This is a genomic window from Hymenobacter humi (assembly GCF_042665855.1).
GTDB lineage: Bacteria > Bacteroidota > Bacteroidia > Cytophagales > Hymenobacteraceae > Hymenobacter > Hymenobacter humi.
This window is the reverse complement of record NZ_JBHTEK010000001.1, coordinates 4,255,868-4,276,014: the sequence shown is the minus strand read 5'-3', so window position 1 is coordinate 4,276,014 and position 20,147 is coordinate 4,255,868. Positions and strand designations below refer to the sequence as shown.

The following is a 20,147-nucleotide window of genomic DNA, read 5'->3' as shown; positions in this document are numbered from 1 at the left end:
AAGGCCGGAAGTACGTGCTCGATGCCACGCCGCTGGAAGGCGGTGCGCTGATGCGGCGCCCGTACCCCGGCCGGCCCGGCTGGTACGGCCAGCTCAACTTTCCCGTTGACACCGTGCGCGCTCTCTTGCGCGCTTCCCTCAGCAGCCCCGACCAACTCATGCTGCACGTGGTGGGCGATAGCACGGCCAGCCTGGTGCTCCGCCTCATGGGCCAGGCTGGCCGACGATGCCACCTGGCGGCGCAAGCGCGTGCGCTTCGAGCACGGCGATGGCTTGGCTCCCGATTTGCAGCCCCGCGCCAAGGCATTGGGCATTGTTGTGGTCCAAAACCCTTCGCACTACATCAGCGCGATGGACCGGCAGCACGGCGCAGCCACGCAACTGCCGGCCGGGTTTCGCTCGCTGCTGGAGGGTGGCGTGCCGTTTGCCCTCGGGTCGGACGGCCCGTCCAATCCCTTTCTGAATATCCTGTTTGCCGCCACCCTGTCCGACCCCAAAGAAGCACTGACCCGCGAGCAGGCCGTGCGCGCCTACACCGCGGGCGCTGCCTACGCCGAATTTCAGGAAAAGGAAAAAGGCACCCTCGCACCCGGCAAGCTGGCCGATTTGGCGGTGCTCTCGCAGGACATTTTCACCGTGCCGCTGCCGGCCTTGCCCGGCACGGTGAGCGAGCTGACCATGGTAGGCGGCAAGGTGGTGTACGAAGCAAAACGCGGCGCCACCCTCAGTCAGGCAACGCCGCGTGCGGTGAAAAAGCCGGTAGCAATGCCGGTTAAGAAGAAGCTGAAGTAGCCACTGCGGCCGCGGGAGTCCAGGCCGTGTTGCTGGCCGAGAACTCCGGGTACAAGCTCACCAAGACCTTTTCCGGCGTCATCGGGGCCGAGAAAGGCAGGGCCGAATTGGGCTGGAAAGCCCGCACGGCATCGCGCAGGGCGAAATAGGTGCCGATGCCGTACATGAGCGGCGGCTCGCCTACGGCCTTGGAGCGCAGAATGGCCTTGGGGTGGCCGGGCGTGTCGAGGAAATGCACGTCGAGCACGGCCGGTGCGGCGTAGATGTCCGGGATTTTGTAGCTGTTGAGCGAGTTGCTGAGCAGGCGGCCTTCGGCGTTGTAGGCAATTTCCTCCATGGTCATCCAGCCGATGCCCTGCACGGCGCCGCCCTCAATCTGGCCCCGGTCAATTACCTCGTTGAAGCTCTGGCCGAAGTCGTGGGCAATGCGCAGGGCATCCACGGTGTAAGTACCGCGCAGGCAGTCGACGGTGACGGTGGTGAAGGCCGTGCCGTAGACGTGGTAGGCGAACGGATAGCCTTGGTTGGTGGTGGCGTCGAAATGTAGGTCGGGTGTCGCGTAGTGGGCGTTTTCGGTCAGGCACACGCGCTTCCAGAATGCCGAGGTCACTAGCTTCTCCCAGTTGGTTTCGGCCGGGATTCCAGCGGCCAGTACTTCTTCGTCGCGGATTTCGAGCCCCTCGTAGTTGAGCGTGTATTCCACTTCGGCGTGGCGCAGCAGCCGCTCGCGCAGGGCGGCGCAGGCCATTTCGGTGGCTTTGCCGTTGAGGTCGGCGGTGGCGCTGGCGGCGCTGGGGGAGGTGTTGGCCACTCGGGTGGTGTTGGTGCTTTCTACCTTCACGCGGTTCACCGAGATGCCCAGGGTGCGGGCGGCTACGTGGGCAATTTTGGTGTTCACGCCCTGGCCCATTTCCACGGCGCCGGTGCTCACGCCCACTGAGCCATCGGAGTAGATGTGCACTAGGGCGCGGGCCTGGTTCATGGGCGTTTTGGTGAACGAAATGCCGAAGCAGATGGGCATCACAGCAAAACCTTTCTTGAACAGCTTGTTCTGCTGATTGAACAGCTCAACCTCGGCTCGCAAACCGGCCAGGTTGTATTGCTGCGCGGCAGTGTCCCAGGCTTGCTCGGCGTGGCACATTTCGGCCGGCTGGCGATACGAAAACAAGTCGCCTTCGCGCAGCAGGTTGCGGCGCTGAATCTCACAGGGCGCAACGCCCAGTTCTTCGGCCGCTTTGGCAATGGCCGACTCAATCACAAACATGCCCTGTGGCCCACCAAAGCCCCGGAAAGCCGTGTTCGGCGGCAAATTCGTGCGGCAGCTGTAGGCTGTAGCCGTCACGTTGGGCACAAAGTAGGCGTTCGTAGCGTGGAACAGGGTGCGCTCCATCACGGCCGGCGAGAGGTCGGCGGCTGCACCGGCGTTCTGGAAGAATATGACTTCGTAGGCCACAATTTTCAGGTCGGCATCCAGCCCAATTTTGAAGTCGGACGAGTAGGGGTGGCGCTTTCCGGTCATGCGCATGTCGGCCATGCGGTCGAGCACCAGCTTCACCGACTTTTTGGTGCAAAATGCTCCCAAAGCGGCCAGTGCGCCCCAGGGCGTGGCCTGGTCTTCCTTGCCGCCAAAGCCGCCGCCGAGGCGCGTTACGTCCACTTCTACCTGGTGCATGCCCAGGCCGAGCACGTGGGCCGTGTGGCGCTGCACGGCCGTCGGGCCTTGGGTCGAGGAGATGATGCGCACGCCGCCCATTTCCGTCGGAAAGGCGTAGGCGCCCTGCGTTTCGATGTACAAATGCTCCTGCCCACCGCTCTCGGCCACGCCCTCAAACACGTGCGCACACGAAGCCCAGGTGGCCTCTGAATCACCAATCTTGAAGGTGCGCGGCGGCACAATCAGCTCGCCCTGGGCGGCTGCCACCCGCGGGTCGGTAATGATGGGCAGCAGCTCAATTTCAGCCTTGATAAGCTTGAGCGCGGCGTGAGCCTGGTGCTCGGTGCGGGCCAGCACCAGCGCCACCGGTTGGCCCCGGAAATGCACGTGGCCCTCGGCCAGCAGCGGCTCATCGGGCACTATGCCCCCAATCTGGTTGTAGCCCGGAATATCCGTTGCGGTGAGAATACGCACCACGCCCGGTGCGCCCAAAGCAGCACTTAAGTCCAGATTGAGCAGCTTGCCATGAGCCAGCGGGCTCTCGAATACGGCCGCGTACAGCGTGCCCTGCTGGGTGGGCACGTCGTCGAGGTACTGCGATTCGCCGCGCACGTGGCGCTGAGGGTCGAGGTGATTCATGGGGTCTGCTTTAATGTCGTTCTGCTTGGAACCTCACCCCTGACCCCCTCTCCAAAAGAGAGGGGGCATCGGAAATGCGCTGGCGTCAGTCTCCCCTCTCTTTTGGAGAGGGGCCGGGGGTGAGGTTCTGCTAGGCGGCGATTAAAAGTTAAATTAATTCACTCAGCGCCAACTTCTCCGGCGCAAACCGCAGGAAGTGCGCCAGCAGCAGCCTGCCGCAACAACAGCCGCTTGTAGTCGCTCGTGCCGCGCACGTCGGAAATTGGGCTGATTTCGGTTTGCATCACCTCATTGGCAGCGGCCACGGTTTCGGCCGACAGCTCGCGACCCACCAGAAACTCGCTGGTGCGGGCCAGGTACAGCGGCACCGGTCCCACGCCGCCGGCCGAAAACCGCGCGGCTTGGATAAGGCCGCCTTCCACCCGCAGCCAGGCGGCAGAGTTCACGCTGGCAATGTCGAGGTGTGTGCGCTTCGAGACCTTTTCAAAGTTGAAGCAGTCGCCGGGCAGGGGAGCAGGGAAGCTGATTTCGGTGACCTGCTCGTCGGGGGTTTTAGCCAGCTTTTTGTAGCCCAGGTACAAGTCGGGCATGGCCAGGCTCGCGGGTGTTTCCGGCCGGGTCGGCGAGGGTTATATAGGCGCCCAGGGCCAGAAACATAATGGTCAGGTCCCCGATGGGCGAGCCGTTGATGAAGTTGCCGGCCACGGTGCCCATGTTGCGAATGGGCGTGCTCGACACTAGTTTCAGGTACTGCGGCAGCTGCGGAATCAGGCTGCGCATCAGCTCCGATTCGAGCAGGTGGCTGGCCGTGGTGGCAGCGCCTAACACCACGCGGCCTACATCCTGGTGGATGCCGCGCCGGCCGGCTTGGTCGAACACTAGGCGCACAGGCTGCTCGCGCAATTCCTCTAGGCGCTGCACCATAAGGTCCGTGCCTCCTCCAATGAGTGACTGAGTGACTAAGTGACGGAGTGAATTATTTGAATGGCCGTTCTGGCTTTGCGCGTGGCCGTACCCGGTAGGGCCGCTGGGCGAGGCGGAAACCGTACTTGCGCCGCTGCCAGCCGTCGTATTGGTTTCTTCAGCGGCTTTGGAGGCAGCCGCTTCTGTGCGCAACCTAGCCAGCTTGGCGGGCATGCTTTCAAAGTAAGCCGGCACGTATTGCTGCTCGCTGAGCCAGGCCACGGCGTTTTCAGTGGGCCGGTCGGCTAGTTGAGCCGTGAGGGTGGCAGCCGCGCGCTCCAGAGACTTGTAGCCCGTGCAGCGGCAAATGTTGCCGTCGATGGCCGCAATGGTGCTTTGGCTGGTGGCCGGCTTTTGGCTCAGGCTGTGGCCGGTGAGCGACATCACAAAGCCCACCGTGCAAAAGCCGCACTGCGACCCGCCTTCCTCTACAATGGCCTGCTGCACCGGTGTGAGCTGCCCCGCGGCCGCATTGATGCCTTCTACCGTCACGATGTGCTTGCCGTGGGCATTGCCGAGCGGCGTGAGGCAGCTGGTCATGCTCTGGTAGTTCACGGTTTGGCCATCGGCGGCCAGCTCGCCCACCAGCACGGTGCAGGCGCCGCAATCGCCCTCGCGGCAGCCGATTTTGGTGCCCGTGAGGTGTTCGTGGTACCGCACAAAATCGAGCAGCGCGCTAGCCGGCGGTTCGGAGGTGCGAATGGGCTGGTCGTTGAGGTAAAATTCTATCATATTTTTAGCTGTTAGCTGTTAGCTGTTAGCTGTTAGCTGTTAGCTTGTAGCTGATAGCTGATAGCCGTTTGCTGAAGCCATAAAAAGGCTATTAGCTATCAGCTACAAGCTAACAGCTAAAAATCAATACTCTGTTTTGCCCACTTTCTGTTCCCAGGCCTGGAAGCTGGCCAGGGCCTCTTCGCGCAGCAGGCGGGTCATGGGCAATTTACGGTCGGCCATGGGGCGGTCCAGCTCTTCGTAGATAAACTGGTCGTCGAAGCCAATGGCGGCCGCATCGGCCTTGGTGTTGCCGTAGAACACGCGGCGCGGCCGAGCCCAGTAGATGGCGCCCAGGCACATGGGGCAGGGCTCGCAGGCGGTGTAGAGGTCGCAGCCGTCGAGCTGGAAAGTGCCCAGCGCGGCGCAGGCCTTGCGAATAACATCCACTTCGGCGTGGCAGGTGGGGTCGTTGGTGCTGGTGACCTGGTTGAAGCCGCGGGCAATGATTTCGCCATCCTTCACCACCACCGCGCCGAAGGGCCCGCCGTGCCCGGCCTGCATTTTTTCGATGGACAGGCGAATGGCTTCGCGCATGAATTCGGGGTTGGGAGCTTCCATGAGGCGTTGGTTCTGAGTGCTAATAATACCGTTGAAAAAACGGGCTGCAAAGAACGTTAAAACCGCGTGGTATTTCCCTTGCCCAGCCCCGGCACAGCGGCACCGGCTCTATTTGGTGGGAATGCGCAGCTGGAAGCCCAGCGAAGGCACAAACGTGACGCCGCTAAGCGAGGTGTTGGCCCCGTTGAGCAAGGCGTAGTCGCCGTAGTTCTGGTAGAAAATAGACACCGCCGGGATGACGTAGACGTACTTGTAGCCCAACTTGACGTTCAGGAAGCCGCCGTAGGAGGAGAAGTCGCGGCTTTGGTTGAGCAGCGCCGGAAGCTTCTGGGTGTTGATATACACGTTGTTGGGCGCAAAGCCGTACCCCACCCAGCTGTGGGCATACACCACGCCGTAGCTGATGGCGCCAATTTCTTCCTCGGGCCCAAACGAGTGGCTGAAAATGAGCGGCACCAGCAGGTCTTTGCGCGTGGCCTTGAAATTGAGCACGTCGTTGATGTCGCCCAGGAAGGGGATGCTGGGCAGCTTGGCGCGCTGCGTGGCAAACTGCAGGCCGATGCTGGCGTAGGTGGTGCCGGAAGCAGCCCCGGCCCCGGGATTCTCGGGCGAGCCCGTGGGGCCCAGCAGCTGAAACTGCGCATCGAACACGTGCGAGCCGAACGCATATTTATAGCCGGCATCGAGGCGCGGCACGATGCCGTAGCGAATGCTCAGGTCCGAAGTGGGCTGCACCGGGTCGAGCACGTAGGCCAGGGCGGCCGCCTGCAGGTTGGTCACGGCCCCGCCATAGCCCACCGTGTCTTTGCGGGCGGCGGCGCTGGCGGCATCCTTCAGGGCCGAGGTGGCCTTGCTCAGCGGCGAGGTGGCCACGTTGAAGCCCAGGTTGTAGCCCGCCCGAAACTCGCCCTGCGGCGTGACTTTGCCGGTGGCCACAATGGCGCGGGGTGCGGTGCAGGAAGTAGCCAGCAGGAGGGAAGCCGCCGCCAGCAGGCCGGCCGGCCGCAGCAAGGAGCGCATCGGAAAAGAAATATTCATAGAAGCAAAGGTTAGCAGTAAGGCGCTAGAAACGAAAATCGCGCCGAAACAGCCGCAAGTAAAGCGGTAAAAATGGCGCTGCGGCAAGCTAAGCTGTAAAACAACGGGCGCAGGCGACTGGCGACTTGTGCCGCGTGCCTTGCAATGGGCGCCGCCGCGCATCTTTGCGCTCATGAACATCCTATACGGAGTGCCCGGCGAGGGCCTGGGCCATGCCACTCGCAGCAAAGTAGTTATTGGCCATTTGCTTGAGCAGGGGCACCAGGTGTGCGTAGTGAGCAGCAGCCGGGCCTACAAGATGCTGGCCGAGGCGTTTCCTGGTCGGGTACACGAAATCCGCGGCTTCCACCTGGCCTACAAAGGCCTGGCGGTGAGCAAGGCCCGCACCGCCGTGCTCACGCTGCGCACCGCCCCGGAAGACCTGCGCGTCAACTTCCTGAAATACCGCGAGCCTGCTTTGCGACTTTGAGCCGGAATTAATTATTTCCGATTTCGAGTCGTTCAGTTATCTGTTTGCTAAAATGCGGCGCCTGCCCATTATTAGCATCGATAACATGCAGATTATCAACCGCGCAAAATTAAATGTAACGGTGCCGAAATCGGAGCGCGGTAATTATAATATGGCCCAAAGTATTGTGCGGGCCAAGCTGCCGCGCAGCCGCCAGTATTTCGTCACAACCTTTTTCGATTTGCCGCTCAGCAAAGAGAATACGACGCTGGTGCCGCCCATCATCCGGCCCGAAATCCTGGCGGCCCCGCCCACCAAAGGCCGCCACGTGCTGGTGTATCAGTCGGCCACCAACCAGCAAAACCTGGTGCCGCTGCTCCAGCAATTGCCCGACCAGGAATTCCGCGTGTACGGCTTCAACAAAGAGGAAGACCACGGCAACGTGCAGCTGCGGGCTTTCTCGGAGGCTGGCTTTATTGCCGATTTGGCCAGCGCCCGGGCGGTGGTCACCAACGGCGGCTTCTCGCTGATTTCGGAGGCCGTGTTTCTGCACAAGCCCATTTGCGCCATTCCCATTCCGGCTCAATTTGAGCAGTGGCTCAACGCCGCGCAGGTAGAGCAAATGGGCTACGGCCGGCACTTTGAAGCCATCACCGCCGACAACCTTCGGGCCTTCCTCTACGGCCTGCCGGGGTTTGAAACCGCGCTGGCCAGCTACCAGCAGCAGGGCAACGAAGCGCTGTTTGCCCGGCTTGATGCGGAGTTGGCGTTATTGTCGGCCAATGCCAGCCCAACGCCACGCCCTTCAAAAGCGAAAAGCTCGGTCGTGCCCTCATTTCCCATGCCTCATTAATGACTCGCTCCCTTCGCCTCTGGCCGCTGCTGCTTTTGCTCACGGCCTGCGTTCGCACTCCCCGCCCCAGCGCCGACCTCGACAATAAGTACCACGACGCCATCAATCGGCAAATAGGCACGGCGCAGGACGAGCGCAACACCGCCGCACTGCTGCCTTTCCTCACCCACGCCAACCCCATCTACCGCCGCGAAGCTGCCCTGGCCCTGGCTTCGGTGCAGTCGCCGGCGGCCGTGCCCGGCCTGATTCCGCTGCTGCGCGACGTGGAGCCCAGTGTGCGCCGCGCCGCCGCCTACGCCCTGGGCCAAACCGGCGACAGCACCGCCGTAGACAGCCTGCGCGTGCGCGTACTGAAAGAGTCCCACGCCGGGGTGCGCCGCTACGTGCACGAAGCCCTGGGCCGGACGGTTACGCGCCGCACGCTGCCCGAACTATGGCGGGTAGAAGCGCTAAACGACACCGCGCGGGCCTCGGCCCTGGCCCTGGGCCTGAGCCGCGCCGCCCTGCGCGGCCTCATCTCGCCCGAAAGCATTCGCCGCACGGTGCTGGTGCTGAACTCGCCCAAGTTACCCGTGCGTGCCCGACTCCTGGCGGTAGTGGGGTTGTCGCGCACCCGCGGCTACGATGCCGATTTGGCGCGTTTGGCCCAGGAAACCCTGCTCCGCGTCGCGCAGAAAGACCGGTCTTACGCTGTGCGCGCCGCGGCGGCCACTACGCTCGGCAAGCTGGCCGCCACTCCGGTTGCGGCAGCCACGGCTTCCACGGCTACTACTCCGGCCGTGGGTGCCGCGCCCGCTGCTCCGGCTGCATCGGGCGGCCTTACGCCGGCCGCAGTACTGGCGCGCCTTGCCACCAAAGACCCCGATTATCGGGTGCGGCTCAGCGCGATTCGCGCCCTGCCTTTTGATGCCGAAACGTATTCTGCCAGCCGCAAAGCCGTCTTTTATGCCCTGAGCCACGACCGGGCACCGGTGGCCCTCACGGGCGCCGAGTGGTTGCTGGCCCATGCCAAGGGGAGTCGGGCCCCGCGCTGGCAGCGCTGGCCGACGGCAACAAGCAGGCCTCGCCGCGGGTGCGGGCGGCCCTGATGCAGGCCGCCGTGCGCCACGCCAGCCCCGCGGCCCGCCCCAGCCTCATCGAGACGATTCGGAAACGCTACGCCGCAGCCCCCACTGTGTACGAAAAGAGCTTTCTGCTGCAGGCCCTGGCCGAAGACCCAGCTTCGTTTGAGCTCGTGAAAGCTGAGGCCTTTGCGGCTGGTCAGGCGCCGGTGGTGGCCGGCAATGCGCTGGGCGCGCTGCTCACCATGCGCCGCCAGACCGATTTCCCCGCTGCCCGACAGGCCGACTTTGCCGCGGCCATGCGCCAGGCCCTGGCCGGCGGCGACGTGGCCCAGCTCGGCACCGCCGCCGAAGCCCTCACCGACCCCAAACTTTACCCCGAAACCCAGCCCGCCGACCTGGCCGCCCTGCGCCAGGCGCAAGCCAGGCTGCAGCTGCCCCGCGAAATCGAGGCGTGGCAGGGCCTGCAGCAAGCCCTCGACAAGCTCGAAAAAGCCCCCAAGCCCACGCCCACACCCGTGGCCACCGCCCAGCAGCACCCCATCGATTGGGCCGTGGTGCAGAGCGTGCCGCTGGGCCAGCAAGTGCGGCTGCGCACATCCAAAGGCGTTATTTTGCTGGAGCTGAAGCCCGACGAAGCGCCCGGCGCCGTGGCCAGCTTCGTGACGCTCATTGGCCAGCACTTTTACGACAACCTGTACTTCCACCGCGTGGTGCCCAATTTCGTAGTCCAGGGCGGCGACCCGCGCGGCGATGGCAACGGTAGCGCGCCCTACAACCTGCGCTCCGAATTCGGCGACCTGCACTACGAAGAAGGCAGCGTGGGCCTGGCCTCGGCCGGCAAAGACACCGAGAGCTGCCAATTCTTCATCACCCACACGCCCACGCCGCACCTCGACGGCCGCTACCCCATCTTTGCTCAGGTAGTGGGCGGCATGGACGTGGCCCACAAGCTCGAAATCGGCGACCAGATTCTGGGAATTGAGCTGGTAAAATAAAAGCCGGAAGCAGCGTCACGCGAGTATGCTTTGGCAGCGCTCAGTAATTGTCCTTTATTATCAAATTTTAGGTTATGAACGAAATCACCTCCTACGCCCAGCAGTTTCAAACCATGGTCGTGCTTTACTTGCCGCGCTTGCTCATGGCGGCAGTGGCGCTGGTGGTGGGCTGGTGGCTGATTAGCTGGGTTACGCGCCTGCTGGCCAGGGGCACCAAGCGGTTTGACGTTTCGCTGAGCACGTTTCTGACCAGCCTGGCCAGTATTGTGCTGAAGGTGCTGCTGCTGGTGTCGGTGGCGGGCATGGTGGGCTTCGAAACCACTTCGTTTGTGGCCATTCTGGGGGCGGCGGGCCTGGCGGTGGGCCTGGCCCTGCAAGGCACGCTCGCCAATTTTGCCGGCGGCGTGCTCATCCTCATTTTCAAGCCCTACATCGTGGGCGACACCATCGAGTCGCAAGGAAAATCGGGGGAGGTGCGCGAAATCCAGATTTTCAACACGATTCTGGTTACGCTCCAGGGCGATACCATCATTCTGCCCAACGGGGCCACGTCCAACAACGTCATCGTAAACAAGACGGCCCAAAACAAAGCCCTCGTGGAGGTGCTGGCCGACGTTGACAACAGCACCAGTCTCGAAGACCTGCGTAACTGGGCCATACCCCTGATGCTGAACGATGAGCAGGTCCTCAAAGACCCCGCGCCACAGGTCGTAGTGACCGCCCTCAAGCCGGGCGGCATGGCGGTAGCCTTCCGGGCCTATACGCTGGCCGGCCAGAACGCCCCAGCCCAAGCCCGCCTCATCGAGCAGCTGCAACGGGCCTTTGCCCAGCAGGGCGTGAACGGCCCCGTACCCGTGAGCTACATCCGCAACCTGCCCGGTTAATAGGGAAGGCGACGTGGAAGAGTTGAGCTAAAAACCAGCCGAAGCTGCAGCTTGCTATTCTAGCGGTTCACCAGCTTCAGGGCGCCTTCGCTGTAGCGGGCTCCCACTACAGGATGGGCAGCCAGCAGCTCCTGCAGCCGCTGGGTATCGGCGGCCGACAACTCAACCTCAACGGCGGCCGCGTTTTCTTCCAGATACTTCCGCCGCTTGGTGCCCGGAATGGGAATGATGTGGGCATCCTGCGCCAGCAGCCACGCCAGGGCAAGTTGAGCTGTGCTGATGCCTTTTTCGGTAGCCGCCTGGTGCAGGCCGGCTACGAGCGGAGCATTGGCGTCGCCCACTTCCTCGCCAAAGCGGGGCATGCTGCGCCGCAGGTCCTTTGCGGCCAGTTGCGGGCCGGGATTGGTCAGCAGCCCGCGGCCCAACGGCGAGAAGGGCACCAAACTCACGCCCAACGCCCGGCAGGCCGGCAGAATTTCCGCTTCCACGTCGCGGGTAAACATGGAGTACTCCGACTGCAGCGCCGCAATGGGGTGCGTGGCCGCTGCCCGCCGCAGCGATGCCGCCGACGCCTCGGACAGCCCCAAATACCGCACTTTGCCGGCCTGCACCAGCGCCGCCATGGCCCCTACCATTTCCTCCACCGGCACGGCCGGGTCGATGCGGTGGGCATAATACAGGTCGATGGTGTCGATGCCCAGGCGCTGCAGGCTGGCGTCGCAGGCCGCGGCAATGCGCTCGGGGCGCACGTCCACGCGCGCGCCGCCCTGCCCATCGGCCACAAACCCAAACTTGGTAGCCAGAAATACCCGCGCCCGGTTGGGCACCAGCACCTGCCGCAGCAGCTCTTCGTTCGCCCCAAAACCGTAGACGTCGGCCGTGTCCCAGAGCGTCACGCCCAGGTCCAGGGCGCGGTGCAGGGTAGCAATGGATTCCTGCTCGTCGCTGGGCCCATAGGCATAGTCAGAAGCCATAGACATGCAGCCCAAGCCGAGAGCAGAAACTTGCTGGCCAGTGCGGCCTAATTCACGGGTTTTCATTTGGAAGAGGATAGGGGAGAAGAGGAAGCAAGTGTACTACAACAGAACGGATAGACTTTTCTGTTGAAATAGAACGTCATGCAGAGCGCAGCCGGAGGAACCTCACCCCGGCCCCTCTCCAAAAGAGAGGGGAACCAGGCGATGCGGTAAAGATGCTTCGCTGCACTCAGCATAACGTTCGTTTTAATTAAATTCTAACAAGCAACAGCTATTGATTAGAACGTCATTCTGAGCTTGCCGAAGCATCTATACCGCAATACTAATCGCAATCATCTGCCATGCTGAGGCACGAAGCATCTTATCAGGTCAGCACGAATCGTTGAGCCGTGAGTAGATGCTTCGCAGGCGGACGCCAGATTAGCATGACAAGAGACACGGACGCCAGATGAGCAGGACGTTCTTCTGTTGGTGCGACGCGCTGCTCAGCAGATGATTATGCTGCTACTCCTCGCGGCCGTGTACCTGGGCGGGCGGCGAGGTGGCCTCTACCGCTGAGAAGTTTTCCAGAATCTTATAGCTGTGCTCGGCGCCTTTGGGCACCACCCAGGAGTTGCCCTGCTCCAGGATAACTACCTGGCCGGCCAGGTGCAGCTCGGCGCGGCCGCTTAGCACGAAGCCCACGGTTTCGTAGGCGCGGGCAGCGGGCTCTTTGTCCTCGCCGGGCTGCTGGTTTTCCCACATGCGCATGGCTACGTGCTTGCCGGAAGCCAGGTATTTTTCGCCGTCGGCGCCCTTGGGCGAGTAGCGCGAATCAACTTTGGTGATGGTGGTGTCGGACATGGTGATTGGTTGGAAAATGAAGGAAAGGGTAGCTTTGGGCCGAGGCCTGAGCCGGCAAAACCGCCGGGCCAGGGCCTCAGCTTAACGGCCGATTTGGCCCCATCGTTGTCCGTCCGAGCCGAAACCTTCGTTAGGCTACTTGGTTAACTGCCTCGGTTCTTTCGCTCCCTTTTCCTGTTGCCGTGCTTCCCGATTCTTTTGCTGCCGAGCTAGCTCAGGCCCACGCCTCCGTTCCCGACGCCCTGCCCGGCGCGGCTTTTTGCGCGCTGGCCGACGGCTTGCTGGCCCTGCTTTTCCCGCACCGCGCCGAGCGGCCCTGCCCACGGCCGACGCCGTAGCTTCCGAGCTCTACCACTTCCGGTCCGAGCCTGGCCGCGCTGCTGGCCCAGGTGCCCGCCCTGCCGGCCCCTGCGCCGGAGCTGGCCGATGAGTTTGCCGACCAGCTGCCGGCCCTGCGCTCGGTTTTGCTCCGCGATGCCAGCGCCATTCTGGCCAGCGACCCGGCCGCCAAAGGCCTGGGCGAAATCATCACTCGTATCCTGGGTTTTACGCCACGGCTATGCACCGGCTGGCCCACGCCCTGCACCAGCGCGGGCTGCCGCGCCTGCCCCGCCTGCTGAGCGAATACGCCCACCAGCGCACCGGCATTGATATTCACCCCGGCGCGCAAATCGGCCAGGCCTTTTGTATCGACCACGGCACGGGCCTCGTCATCGGCGAAACGGCCATCATTGGGGCCAACGTGCAGATTTACCAGGGCGTGACGCTGGGCGCCCTTAGCGTGACCAAGGGCCTGCAGGGCACCAAGCGCCACCCCACCATCGAAGACCATGTAGTGATTTATGCAGGAGCCACCATCCTGGGCGGGAGCACCGTGGTGGGCGCCCACAGCATCATTGGCGGCAACGTCTGGCTCACCGAGAGCGTACCCTCGCACTCCCGCGTTTACCACCGCGCCCATATCCAGATTTCGCGCAGCGTAGACCCGGCCGCGGAGCCTGGTGTTCTCAATTTAAGTACAATTCATAAAAAATAAGCCTCATTTTGGCCTGGTGGCCGGCCCGAAGGCGCACCCTTCGGTTTGCTGTATTACATTCAGGCTGAAAAACATAAGGAAATAGCTCGCAACATATGAAAGCCAATACCATCCTCGACACCATCGGCAACACCCCGCTCGTGCGCCTCAACCGCCTGTTCGCCACCGTTCGCCCCGATGTGGAGGTGTGGGTGAAGCTCGAACGCGCCAACCCCGGCGGCTCCATCAAAGACCGGATTGCCCTGTCCATGATAAACCAAGCCGAAAAAGATGGTATTCTGAACAAGGACAGCCTCATTGTGGAGCCCACCTCCGGCAACACCGGCGTGGGCCTGGCCCTGGTAGCGGCCGTGAAGGGCTACAAGCTCACCCTGGTAATGCCCGAGAGCATGAGCATCGAGCGCCGCCGCCTCATGGCGGCCTACGGGGCCACCCTGGAGCTCACGCCCCGCGAAAAGGGCATGAAAGGCGCCATCGAGCGCGCCCAGGACATTGTGGCCAGCACGCCCGGCGCCTGGATGCCCATGCAGTTCTCCAACCCCGCCAACCTGCAGATTCACGCCGAAACCACGGCCCAGGAAATCCTGCGCGACGCTCCCGAGGGCTTCGATTTCCACATCACGGGCGTGGGCACCGGCGGCCACATCACGGCCGTGACCGAAGTGCTCAAGCCCCTTTTCCCAAACATGAAAACCTTCGCGGTTGAGCCGGAAGCTTCACCGGTCATCAGCGGAGGCGCCCCGGGCCCGCATCCCATCCAGGGCATCGGCGCCGGCTTCATCCCCGAGAATCTGCACACCAGTGTTCTCGACGGCACCATTCTGGTTTCGCACCAGGACGCGTATGAGATGACCCGCCGCGCCGCGCGCGAAGAGGGCTTGTTTGTGGGTGTGTCGTCGGGTGCTTCGCTGGCCGCTGTGGCCCAGAAGCTGGCCGACGTGCCCCAGGGCGGCCGCGTCCTCACCTTCTGCTACGATACCGGCGAGCGGTACCTGTCGGTAGACGGCCTGTTTGTGTAACGGACATCAGCTCAATAAAAAGGCCGCCCTGCTCAGCAAGGCGGCCTTTTTGCTTTTAGCGGTTTCAGCTTAAGACTCATTCTGCTGCTCAACCGGGTTAAAAACAAAACAGGCAGCCTCGGTTTGAACCGTAGCTGCCTGTTTTGTTTGATTCACATCTTCAGTGGAGAATATCGGAGTCGAACCGATGACCTCTTGCATGCCATGCAAGCGCTCTAGCCAGCTGAGCTAATCCCCCGAGTTTGTGCTTACCGCCGTGCCATTTGCGCGTTGGTTCGACAAAAGTACGGCTGGTTTGCGATTTGGCAAGGCCGGGGCTCACTTTTTTAGCAGAACCACGCAAGCGCCAAACAATCAGGCACAAAAAGAGGGCCGGAATTGCTTCCGGCCCTCTCTGGAGCTACGATAAGCCCGAAAAGCTTAGTTGAAGATGTAGCGGATGCCCACCTGGGCCTGCCAGCGCGAACCCAGGCCGCCGGTGTCCTTGCGGTAGGTTTCCACCAGGGCTTGCCCGGAGCAACCACGGCGGGCGTGCTGCCGCTGGCCGGCGTCACGATGCTCGGGTTGGTGAGGTAGGGGTAGGTGAAGGCCGGCTGGCCCTGGGCCGTGTAGCCCGCAAACGAGAGCAGACCGGTGCGGTTGGCCGTCTGGAACGTGCCCCAGTTGGAGTTGAGCAGGTTGCCGATGTTGAAGATGTCCAGGCTCAGCTGCAGGTTGTTGCGGTTTTCGCCGATGTTGGTGAACACGTCCTGCAGCAGGCGGAAGTCCAGGCGGTTCTGCCAGGGGCGCGCGGCGCCGTTGCGCTCGGCGTACTCGCCGCGGCGGGTCTTCAGGTAGGGGTCCTGCGAGATATACTTGTCGAGGTCGGCCCACTGCTGGGCGCCGGTGTACACGCCGCCGCCCTGGCTGGCGGGGATGGCGATGTCGCGCAGCAGGATATCGCCTTGGCTGCGGGGCACGTAAATCAGGTCGTTGCTCTGGCTGTCGCCGTTCATGTCGCCGCTGTAGAGGTAGCTGTAGCGGCCGGCGGGCGAGGCTTCAAAGAACAAGGACAGCGTAGTGCCCAGGTGGCCCAGGTACTCGCGCTTGTAAGACGCCGAAGCAATAACGCGGTGCTGAATCAGGAATTGCGAGTAGCTCAACACGTTGGCGTTGGTTTCGCCCGACACGCTGCGGTCGCGCCAGATGCTCTGGGCAATAGAGCCGCCGTCGTTCACCGAGCGCGAATCCGAGTAGGTGTAAGCCGCGTTCAGGTATAGGCCGCCTTCGAAGGACTTCTGCAACTGGCCGGTGATGGAGTAGGAGTAGCCCTTGCTGGTGTTGGTCATCAGGATGGCGTCCGAGATGTTCGGGTTGGTGGTCGAGGCACCGCCCTGGCCGCCGTAGATGCGGTTGTTGGCCGTGGTAGCAGCCAGGCCGTTGGAGCCGGCGGCGCCGATGTTGTAGTAAATCGGACGGGTATCGGCGCCCGAAGCGTTGCGCACCGGGTTGGGCAGGTTCACGTTCTGGTGGTATACCGCGTTCACATCCTTGGTATACAGGGCCTCCAGCGTACCAATGATGCCGCCGAGGAGCTCCTGGTCCACGGCCACGTTGGTGCGCCATACCTGCGGGAACTTGAAGTTCGGGTCGGTCACGGCCAGGTTGTAGCTGGTGTTGGCCAGCGGCGTCGAGCCGTTCGGGTTGGGGCGGTAAGCATCGACATTCGGGCTGAAGGGGTTCGCGGCCGCGGCAGCGCCGGAGCGGCTGAACGAGCCAAACTGCACGCCGTTGTTGCTGGCCTGGTTGGAAATCCACACAAAGGGCACGCGGCCCGTGAAGATGCCGGTACCGCCGCGCACCTGGGTTTTGCGGTCGTCGTTCACGTCCCAGTTTACGCCGATGCGAGGCGAGAGCAGAACGCGCGACTTGGGCAGGCGGTCGGTCTCGATGCGCACGTTGTTGCGGAAGGTCAAGTTGGCCACGTTCACGTTGCGCTCGATGTCGGAGAAAATCACCGGCACGTCGCCGCGCAGGCCAATGGTCACCTTCAGGTTGTTGCGGGGCGACCACTCATCCTGGGCGTACAAGCCGAATTGAGCTGCCTTGGTCACGCCGAAGGGGAAGCCGCCGGGCAGGGCCGAGTACTGCAGGCTGGTAGCGGTTGGGCAGGCCGGGCTGGTTGGTAGAGGGCGCCGGAATCGGGTTGCGGTTGGCGTCGAGGATGTAGCCATTGGGAGCTTCGGCAGTGCGGGCCGAGGCGTAGAAGTCGTCGAGGCTGTTGAAGGCGTAGCCGCCGTAGTAGTTCGGGGCAAAGCCGTTCGAGAACTTGTACAGCTCGTTGTAGGTGCCCACCGTCACGTTGTGCTTGCCCATGTAGGCCGTGAAGTTGTCGCCAATCTGGTATACGTCCGAGTTCAGGATGTTGAAGGCCGAGAAGGGCTCGTAGCCAAACGAAGTGAGGGTGTTGGCAGCCGTGGGGCCGGCGTTGGGGGCCGAGCGGCCGGTGGCGTCGCCGATGTCAACCAGCGGAAAGCTGCCTCCGCCGGGGCTTTCGCGAAAGTCGCGGAAGGCCGAAACGCCGGCGGTCAGGTTGTTGGAATACTTCGAACCGAAGGTGCTGTTCAATTCAGCAATCACCGAGTTCAGGTTGTTGTTGATGGTGTAGTACGACGAGAAGAAGGGCAGGCCAAACTGGGTCTGGGCACGCGTAGCACTGTTGCTGATGGAGCCCGAATTGGAAGGGTTCACGTCGCGGTACGACTTCAGGTAGTTGTACTTCAGGCTCAGGCGGTGGCTTGAGTGATGTTCCAGTCCAGCTTGGCCGTGGCCTTGCGGCTGAACGAGCGTTGCTCATAGTTTTCGAACGGGCCGGCGTTGTAGTTGTACTTGCTCTGCAGGAAGTTGCTCAGGTTGGTGAGGTCGGTGTAGGAAGCGCGCGAAACGGTGGAGTTTGCGGGGGAGGCGTGGCCGAACGGTTGGCCGTGAAGTTGCCCGCTGGCGGGTCTACGCGGTTCTCTTCTTCAGCATTGAGGAAGAAGAACAGCTTGTCCTTGATGATGGGCCCGCCCACGCGGAAGCCGTAGTTCTTTAGGTTAAACTTGGGATAGTCCGACGTGATGTCGGCCACTTTGCTGCCTACCAAGTCCTGGTTGCGGTAGAAGCCGTACACCGAGCCGGTGAACTTGTTCGAGCCGCTACGGGTCACGGCGTTGATGCCGGCGCCGGTAAACGAGCCCTGGCGCACGTCGTAGGGGGCGATGCTTACCTGGATTTGCTCGATGGCGTCGAGCGAGATGGGCTGGGCGTTGGCCTGGCCGCCCACGGTCGAAGACAGACCAAAGGAGTTGTTGAAGATGGCGCCGTCGATGGTGACGTTGTTGAAGCCGCCGTTGCGGCCGGCAAAGCCGCCGCTGCCGCTGGCCTGCGGCGTCAGACGCGTAAAGTCGTCAAACGAGCGGTTCAGCGTGGGCAGGCGCTCGATGGTTTCGCGCTGGATGGTGGTGCTGGCGCCGGTGTGGTCGGCGTTCATAATGGGGTCGCGGCGGCCGCTGATGGTCACTTCCGTCAGCTCCGTGGTGGCATCGGTCAGTCGCTGGTCGAAGCGCAGGTTCTGGCCCAGCGTCAGGTTCACGTCGGTGCGGTTCAGGTCTTTGTACCCTACGAAAGTCACCTTCACGTTATAAGGCCCCACCCGCATGTTCTGGATGTTGAAGCGGCCTTCGGCGTTGGTGGGCGTGACGTACTGCGTGTTGGTGGGCGTGTGCACGGCGATAACCGTGGCCCCGGGCAGGCCCACGCCGTCTTTATCGGTGATGACGCCGCTCATGGCGGCCGTGGTGGCGCCCTGGCTCCAGCCCAGGCGGGCCGTAAAGAGCATCATCGCTAGTAAGAACAAGTAGCGTAAACGTAAATGATTCATACAAAAAGGTTGGTGGGAAATGGTGAGTGTGAGCAAACTCAGAACAAAGGTAATACTAGGTTGGGAAGCCCGGTGTTAAGCCTAATTTACCATTTAATCGGGACACTCTTATTGGGTAACCTTTTGAAATTGGGCAAAAAAATGGGCAGGGAAAAATCCCTGCCCATTTAGAACGGTTCGCTGAGGTTATGCTAAGCTATTAGTTGAAGCTGTAGCGTACGCCCAGCTGGCCCTGCCAGCGCGAGAAGAAGGGCGAGTAGTCGTAAGCACGGTTGGTGGTAGCGAAGCTGCTCGGGAACGAGAAGGTCGGCTGCACACCGGCACCGGTGGTTTCCATGCGGAGCAGCTCAACGGCGTTGTTGGCTACCGAGTACTGACGGCCCCAGGCGTTGTTGAGCAGGTTGCCAATGTTCTGGACGTCGAACGTTACCTCAACACTGTTTTTCTTGCCACCGGCCAGGAAGTTGAAGTTCTGGGCAACACGCAGGTCGATTTGGTGCGTCCAGGGCAGGCGGGCAGCAAAACGCTCGGCTACCTGGCCGCGGTGGCTGCGCAGGTACGGGTCGTTCTCGATGAAGGCATCGAGCTGGTCCTGAATCTGAGCCAAGGTGCGGGTATCCGTGGTACCGCTGGTCTGGGTCAGCTTGATTTCGTTGGGGTTGCGCACATCGCGGGGGATGTAGAGCAGGTCGTTGCCGGAGTTGCCGTCGTTGTTCACGTCGCGGCCCTGGCCGTAGATGTACGCAATGGGCGAGCCCGAACGGCCTTCGTAGAACATGGTGAAGGAAGTCGACAGCGCGTCGTTGGCGTAGCGCAGGGTGTAGCCGGCGCTGGCAATCACGCGGTGGCGCTGGTCGTTGCGCGAGTAGCCCACCAGGATTGTTGGGGTCGGCCATCACCTGGTTGAAGCCGTAGTTCGACGAAGCCGTGCTGCTCGAGCCGCTGTTGATTTCCTTCGACTGGCCGTAGGTGTAGGCGGTGGTAGCGTTCAGGCCGTTGTCGAAACGCTTCTGCAGCTGGAAGGTACCGTTGTAGCGGTAGCCCTTGCTGGTGTTGTCGAGCAGGTACACGTTGGTGTAGCGGGCATCGATGCGACGAGCAGCCGTGGTGGTGGCGTACACCGGGCGCTGGTCGGGACCGGCCAGGCGGCCTACGGGAGCGGTCAGGTTGATGTCTTTGTAGTAGATGTCGTTGAGGGTCTTCGAGTAGATGCCTTCCAGGGTGGCTACCACGTCGCCGGGCAGACGGAAGTCCACGGCCAGGTTCGAGCGCCATACCTGCGGCAGCTTGAAGTCGTTGCGGGCCAGGTTAATCTGCGAAGTAGCTACCGGGGCGTAAGGAGCCGAGGTGTACACGCGCTGAATCTCAGCCGGCGTGAGCGGAATAGAAGGCAGGAACGAAGGCGGGGTGGTGTTAGGAGCTGTCTGGCTCACGCCGCCCTGAATCATGCCGCTGTTGGTGTAGCTGTTCGAAATCCACACGAAGGGAACGCGGCCCGAGAAGATGCCGGTACCACCGCGCAGCTGCACTTTGGCGTCGTTGTTTACGTCCCAGTTGAAGCCCAGGCGGGGCGAGAACAGCAACTGGCCGTTGGGGGTGTTGGTGGTTTTGTACTCGCTGCCGAAGCCGGGGCGGCTGGCCGATTCAAACGTGTTGAAAGCCGTGTTGTTGCCGGGCTTGTCCAGGAACAAAGGAACATCAACGCGCAC

At 62.4% G+C, this 20,147-nt stretch carries 20 protein-coding genes, 1 tRNA gene and 1 pseudogene; 10 read left to right on the top strand and 12 right to left on the bottom strand.

All coding sequences use genetic code 11. The features are described 5' to 3' along the window. Positions 1-105 precede the first annotated feature (105 nt). A complete protein-coding gene (locus tag ACFQT0_RS24155; RefSeq protein WP_380205582.1) occupies positions 106-792 on the top strand; it encodes an amidohydrolase family protein in 687 nt (228 codons plus the stop codon). On the opposite strand, the gene ACFQT0_RS24150 is transcribed toward ACFQT0_RS24155, so the two are convergent. From ACFQT0_RS24150 to ACFQT0_RS24130, 5 genes are all read right to left on the bottom strand, one after another. Further along, entirely contained in the window at positions 773-3,085 is a 2,313-nt protein-coding gene (locus ACFQT0_RS24150; RefSeq protein ID WP_380205581.1) for a xanthine dehydrogenase molybdopterin binding subunit, read from the bottom strand. The genes ACFQT0_RS24155 and ACFQT0_RS24150 overlap by 20 nt on opposite strands. Positions 3,086-3,243: 158 nt before the next feature. Further along, a complete protein-coding gene (locus ACFQT0_RS24145; protein ID WP_380205580.1) occupies positions 3,244-3,675 on the bottom strand; it encodes a hypothetical protein in 432 nt (143 codons plus the stop codon). Beyond that, complete coding sequence (locus tag ACFQT0_RS24140) at positions 3,638-4,780, bottom strand: 2Fe-2S iron-sulfur cluster-binding protein (RefSeq protein WP_380205579.1); 1,143 nt, start codon at positions 4,778-4,780, stop codon at positions 3,638-3,640. The genes ACFQT0_RS24145 and ACFQT0_RS24140 overlap by 38 nt, the downstream gene beginning before the upstream one ends. Positions 4,781-4,903: 123 nt before the next feature. Next, on the bottom strand, positions 4,904-5,380 hold the full coding sequence (locus ACFQT0_RS24135; protein ID WP_380205578.1) for a nucleoside deaminase: 477 nt from the start codon (positions 5,378-5,380) through the stop codon (positions 4,904-4,906). 108 nt (positions 5,381-5,488) lie between these two features. Continuing rightward, on the bottom strand, positions 5,489-6,418 hold the full coding sequence (locus tag ACFQT0_RS24130; RefSeq protein WP_380205577.1) for a hypothetical protein: 930 nt from the start codon (positions 6,416-6,418) through the stop codon (positions 5,489-5,491). Between the two features lie 172 nt (positions 6,419-6,590). On the opposite strand from ACFQT0_RS24130, the gene ACFQT0_RS24125 reads away from it, so the two are divergent. The 5 genes from ACFQT0_RS24125 (at position 6,591) to ACFQT0_RS24105 (ending at position 10,662) form a co-directional block, all read left to right on the top strand. Beyond that, complete coding sequence (locus ACFQT0_RS24125; protein ID WP_380205576.1) at positions 6,591-6,887, top strand: glycosyltransferase family protein; 297 nt, start codon at positions 6,591-6,593, stop codon at positions 6,885-6,887. After that, complete coding sequence (locus ACFQT0_RS24120) at positions 6,871-7,719, top strand: glycosyltransferase family protein (protein WP_380206125.1); 849 nt, start codon at positions 6,871-6,873, stop codon at positions 7,717-7,719. The genes ACFQT0_RS24125 and ACFQT0_RS24120 overlap by 17 nt, the downstream gene beginning before the upstream one ends. Positions 7,720-7,754: 35 nt before the next feature. Further along, positions 7,755-8,807, top strand: coding sequence for a HEAT repeat domain-containing protein (locus ACFQT0_RS24115; protein ID WP_380205575.1), 1,053 nt, complete (start codon positions 7,755-7,757; stop codon positions 8,805-8,807). Then, on the top strand, positions 8,711-9,778 hold the full coding sequence (locus tag ACFQT0_RS24110; RefSeq protein WP_380205574.1) for a peptidylprolyl isomerase: 1,068 nt from the start codon (positions 8,711-8,713) through the stop codon (positions 9,776-9,778). Before ACFQT0_RS24115 ends, ACFQT0_RS24110 begins: the two co-directional genes overlap by 97 nt. A 74-nt stretch (positions 9,779-9,852) precedes the next feature. Then, positions 9,853-10,662 (top strand): mechanosensitive ion channel family protein, encoded by an 810-nt coding sequence (locus tag ACFQT0_RS24105; RefSeq protein ID WP_380205573.1) that lies wholly within the window; start codon positions 9,853-9,855, stop codon positions 10,660-10,662. A 59-nt stretch (positions 10,663-10,721) separates the two neighbouring features. On the opposite strand, the gene ACFQT0_RS24100 is transcribed toward ACFQT0_RS24105, so the two are convergent. Next, positions 10,722-11,702, bottom strand: a complete 981-nt coding sequence (locus tag ACFQT0_RS24100; protein ID WP_380205572.1) for an aldo/keto reductase — start codon at positions 11,700-11,702, stop codon at positions 10,722-10,724. A gap of 441 nt (positions 11,703-12,143) precedes the next feature. After that, on the bottom strand, positions 12,144-12,482 hold the full coding sequence (locus tag ACFQT0_RS24095) for a cupin domain-containing protein (protein ID WP_380205571.1): 339 nt from the start codon (positions 12,480-12,482) through the stop codon (positions 12,144-12,146). 182 nt (positions 12,483-12,664) lie between these two features. On the opposite strand from ACFQT0_RS24095, the gene ACFQT0_RS24090 reads away from it, so the two are divergent. The 4 genes from ACFQT0_RS24090 to cysK all read left to right on the top strand — a co-directional run bounded on the left by ACFQT0_RS24090 (position 12,665) and on the right by cysK (position 14,537). Continuing rightward, on the top strand, positions 12,665-12,820 hold the full coding sequence (locus ACFQT0_RS24090) for a hypothetical protein (protein WP_380205570.1): 156 nt from the start codon (positions 12,665-12,667) through the stop codon (positions 12,818-12,820). A gap of 51 nt (positions 12,821-12,871) precedes the next feature. After that, positions 12,872-13,102, top strand: a complete 231-nt coding sequence (locus tag ACFQT0_RS24085) for a hypothetical protein (protein ID WP_380205569.1) — start codon at positions 12,872-12,874, stop codon at positions 13,100-13,102. Beyond that, positions 13,042-13,518, top strand: a complete 477-nt coding sequence (locus ACFQT0_RS24080; RefSeq protein ID WP_380205568.1) for a serine O-acetyltransferase — start codon at positions 13,042-13,044, stop codon at positions 13,516-13,518. Before ACFQT0_RS24085 ends, ACFQT0_RS24080 begins: the two co-directional genes overlap by 61 nt. A 95-nt stretch (positions 13,519-13,613) precedes the next feature. Continuing rightward, positions 13,614-14,537, top strand: coding sequence for a cysteine synthase A (cysK, locus tag ACFQT0_RS24075; protein WP_380205567.1), 924 nt, complete (start codon positions 13,614-13,616; stop codon positions 14,535-14,537). A gap of 164 nt (positions 14,538-14,701) precedes the next feature. Here the strand turns inward: cysK and ACFQT0_RS24070 are convergent. From ACFQT0_RS24070 to ACFQT0_RS24055, 5 genes and pseudogenes are all read right to left on the bottom strand, one after another. Continuing rightward, positions 14,702-14,775 (bottom strand) — tRNA-Ala (locus ACFQT0_RS24070). Positions 14,776-14,863: 88 nt separating this feature from the next. After that, a complete protein-coding gene (locus ACFQT0_RS24065; protein ID WP_380205565.1) occupies positions 14,864-16,750 on the bottom strand; it encodes a hypothetical protein in 1,887 nt (628 codons plus the stop codon). Positions 16,751-16,805: 55 nt separating this feature from the next. After that, positions 16,806-17,330, bottom strand: a pseudogene (locus ACFQT0_RS31755) (TonB-dependent receptor); the annotation flags it as partial. Between the two features lie 94 nt (positions 17,331-17,424). Continuing rightward, positions 17,425-18,399: a TonB-dependent receptor gene (locus ACFQT0_RS24060; RefSeq protein ID WP_380205564.1), complete on the bottom strand. Its 975-nt coding sequence runs from the start codon at positions 18,397-18,399 to the stop codon at positions 17,425-17,427. A gap of 470 nt (positions 18,400-18,869) precedes the next feature. Beyond that, the gene (locus ACFQT0_RS24055; protein WP_380205563.1) at positions 18,870-20,147 is read right to left on the bottom strand and encodes a hypothetical protein; all 1,278 of its coding nucleotides are present in this window, start codon (positions 20,145-20,147) and stop codon (positions 18,870-18,872) included.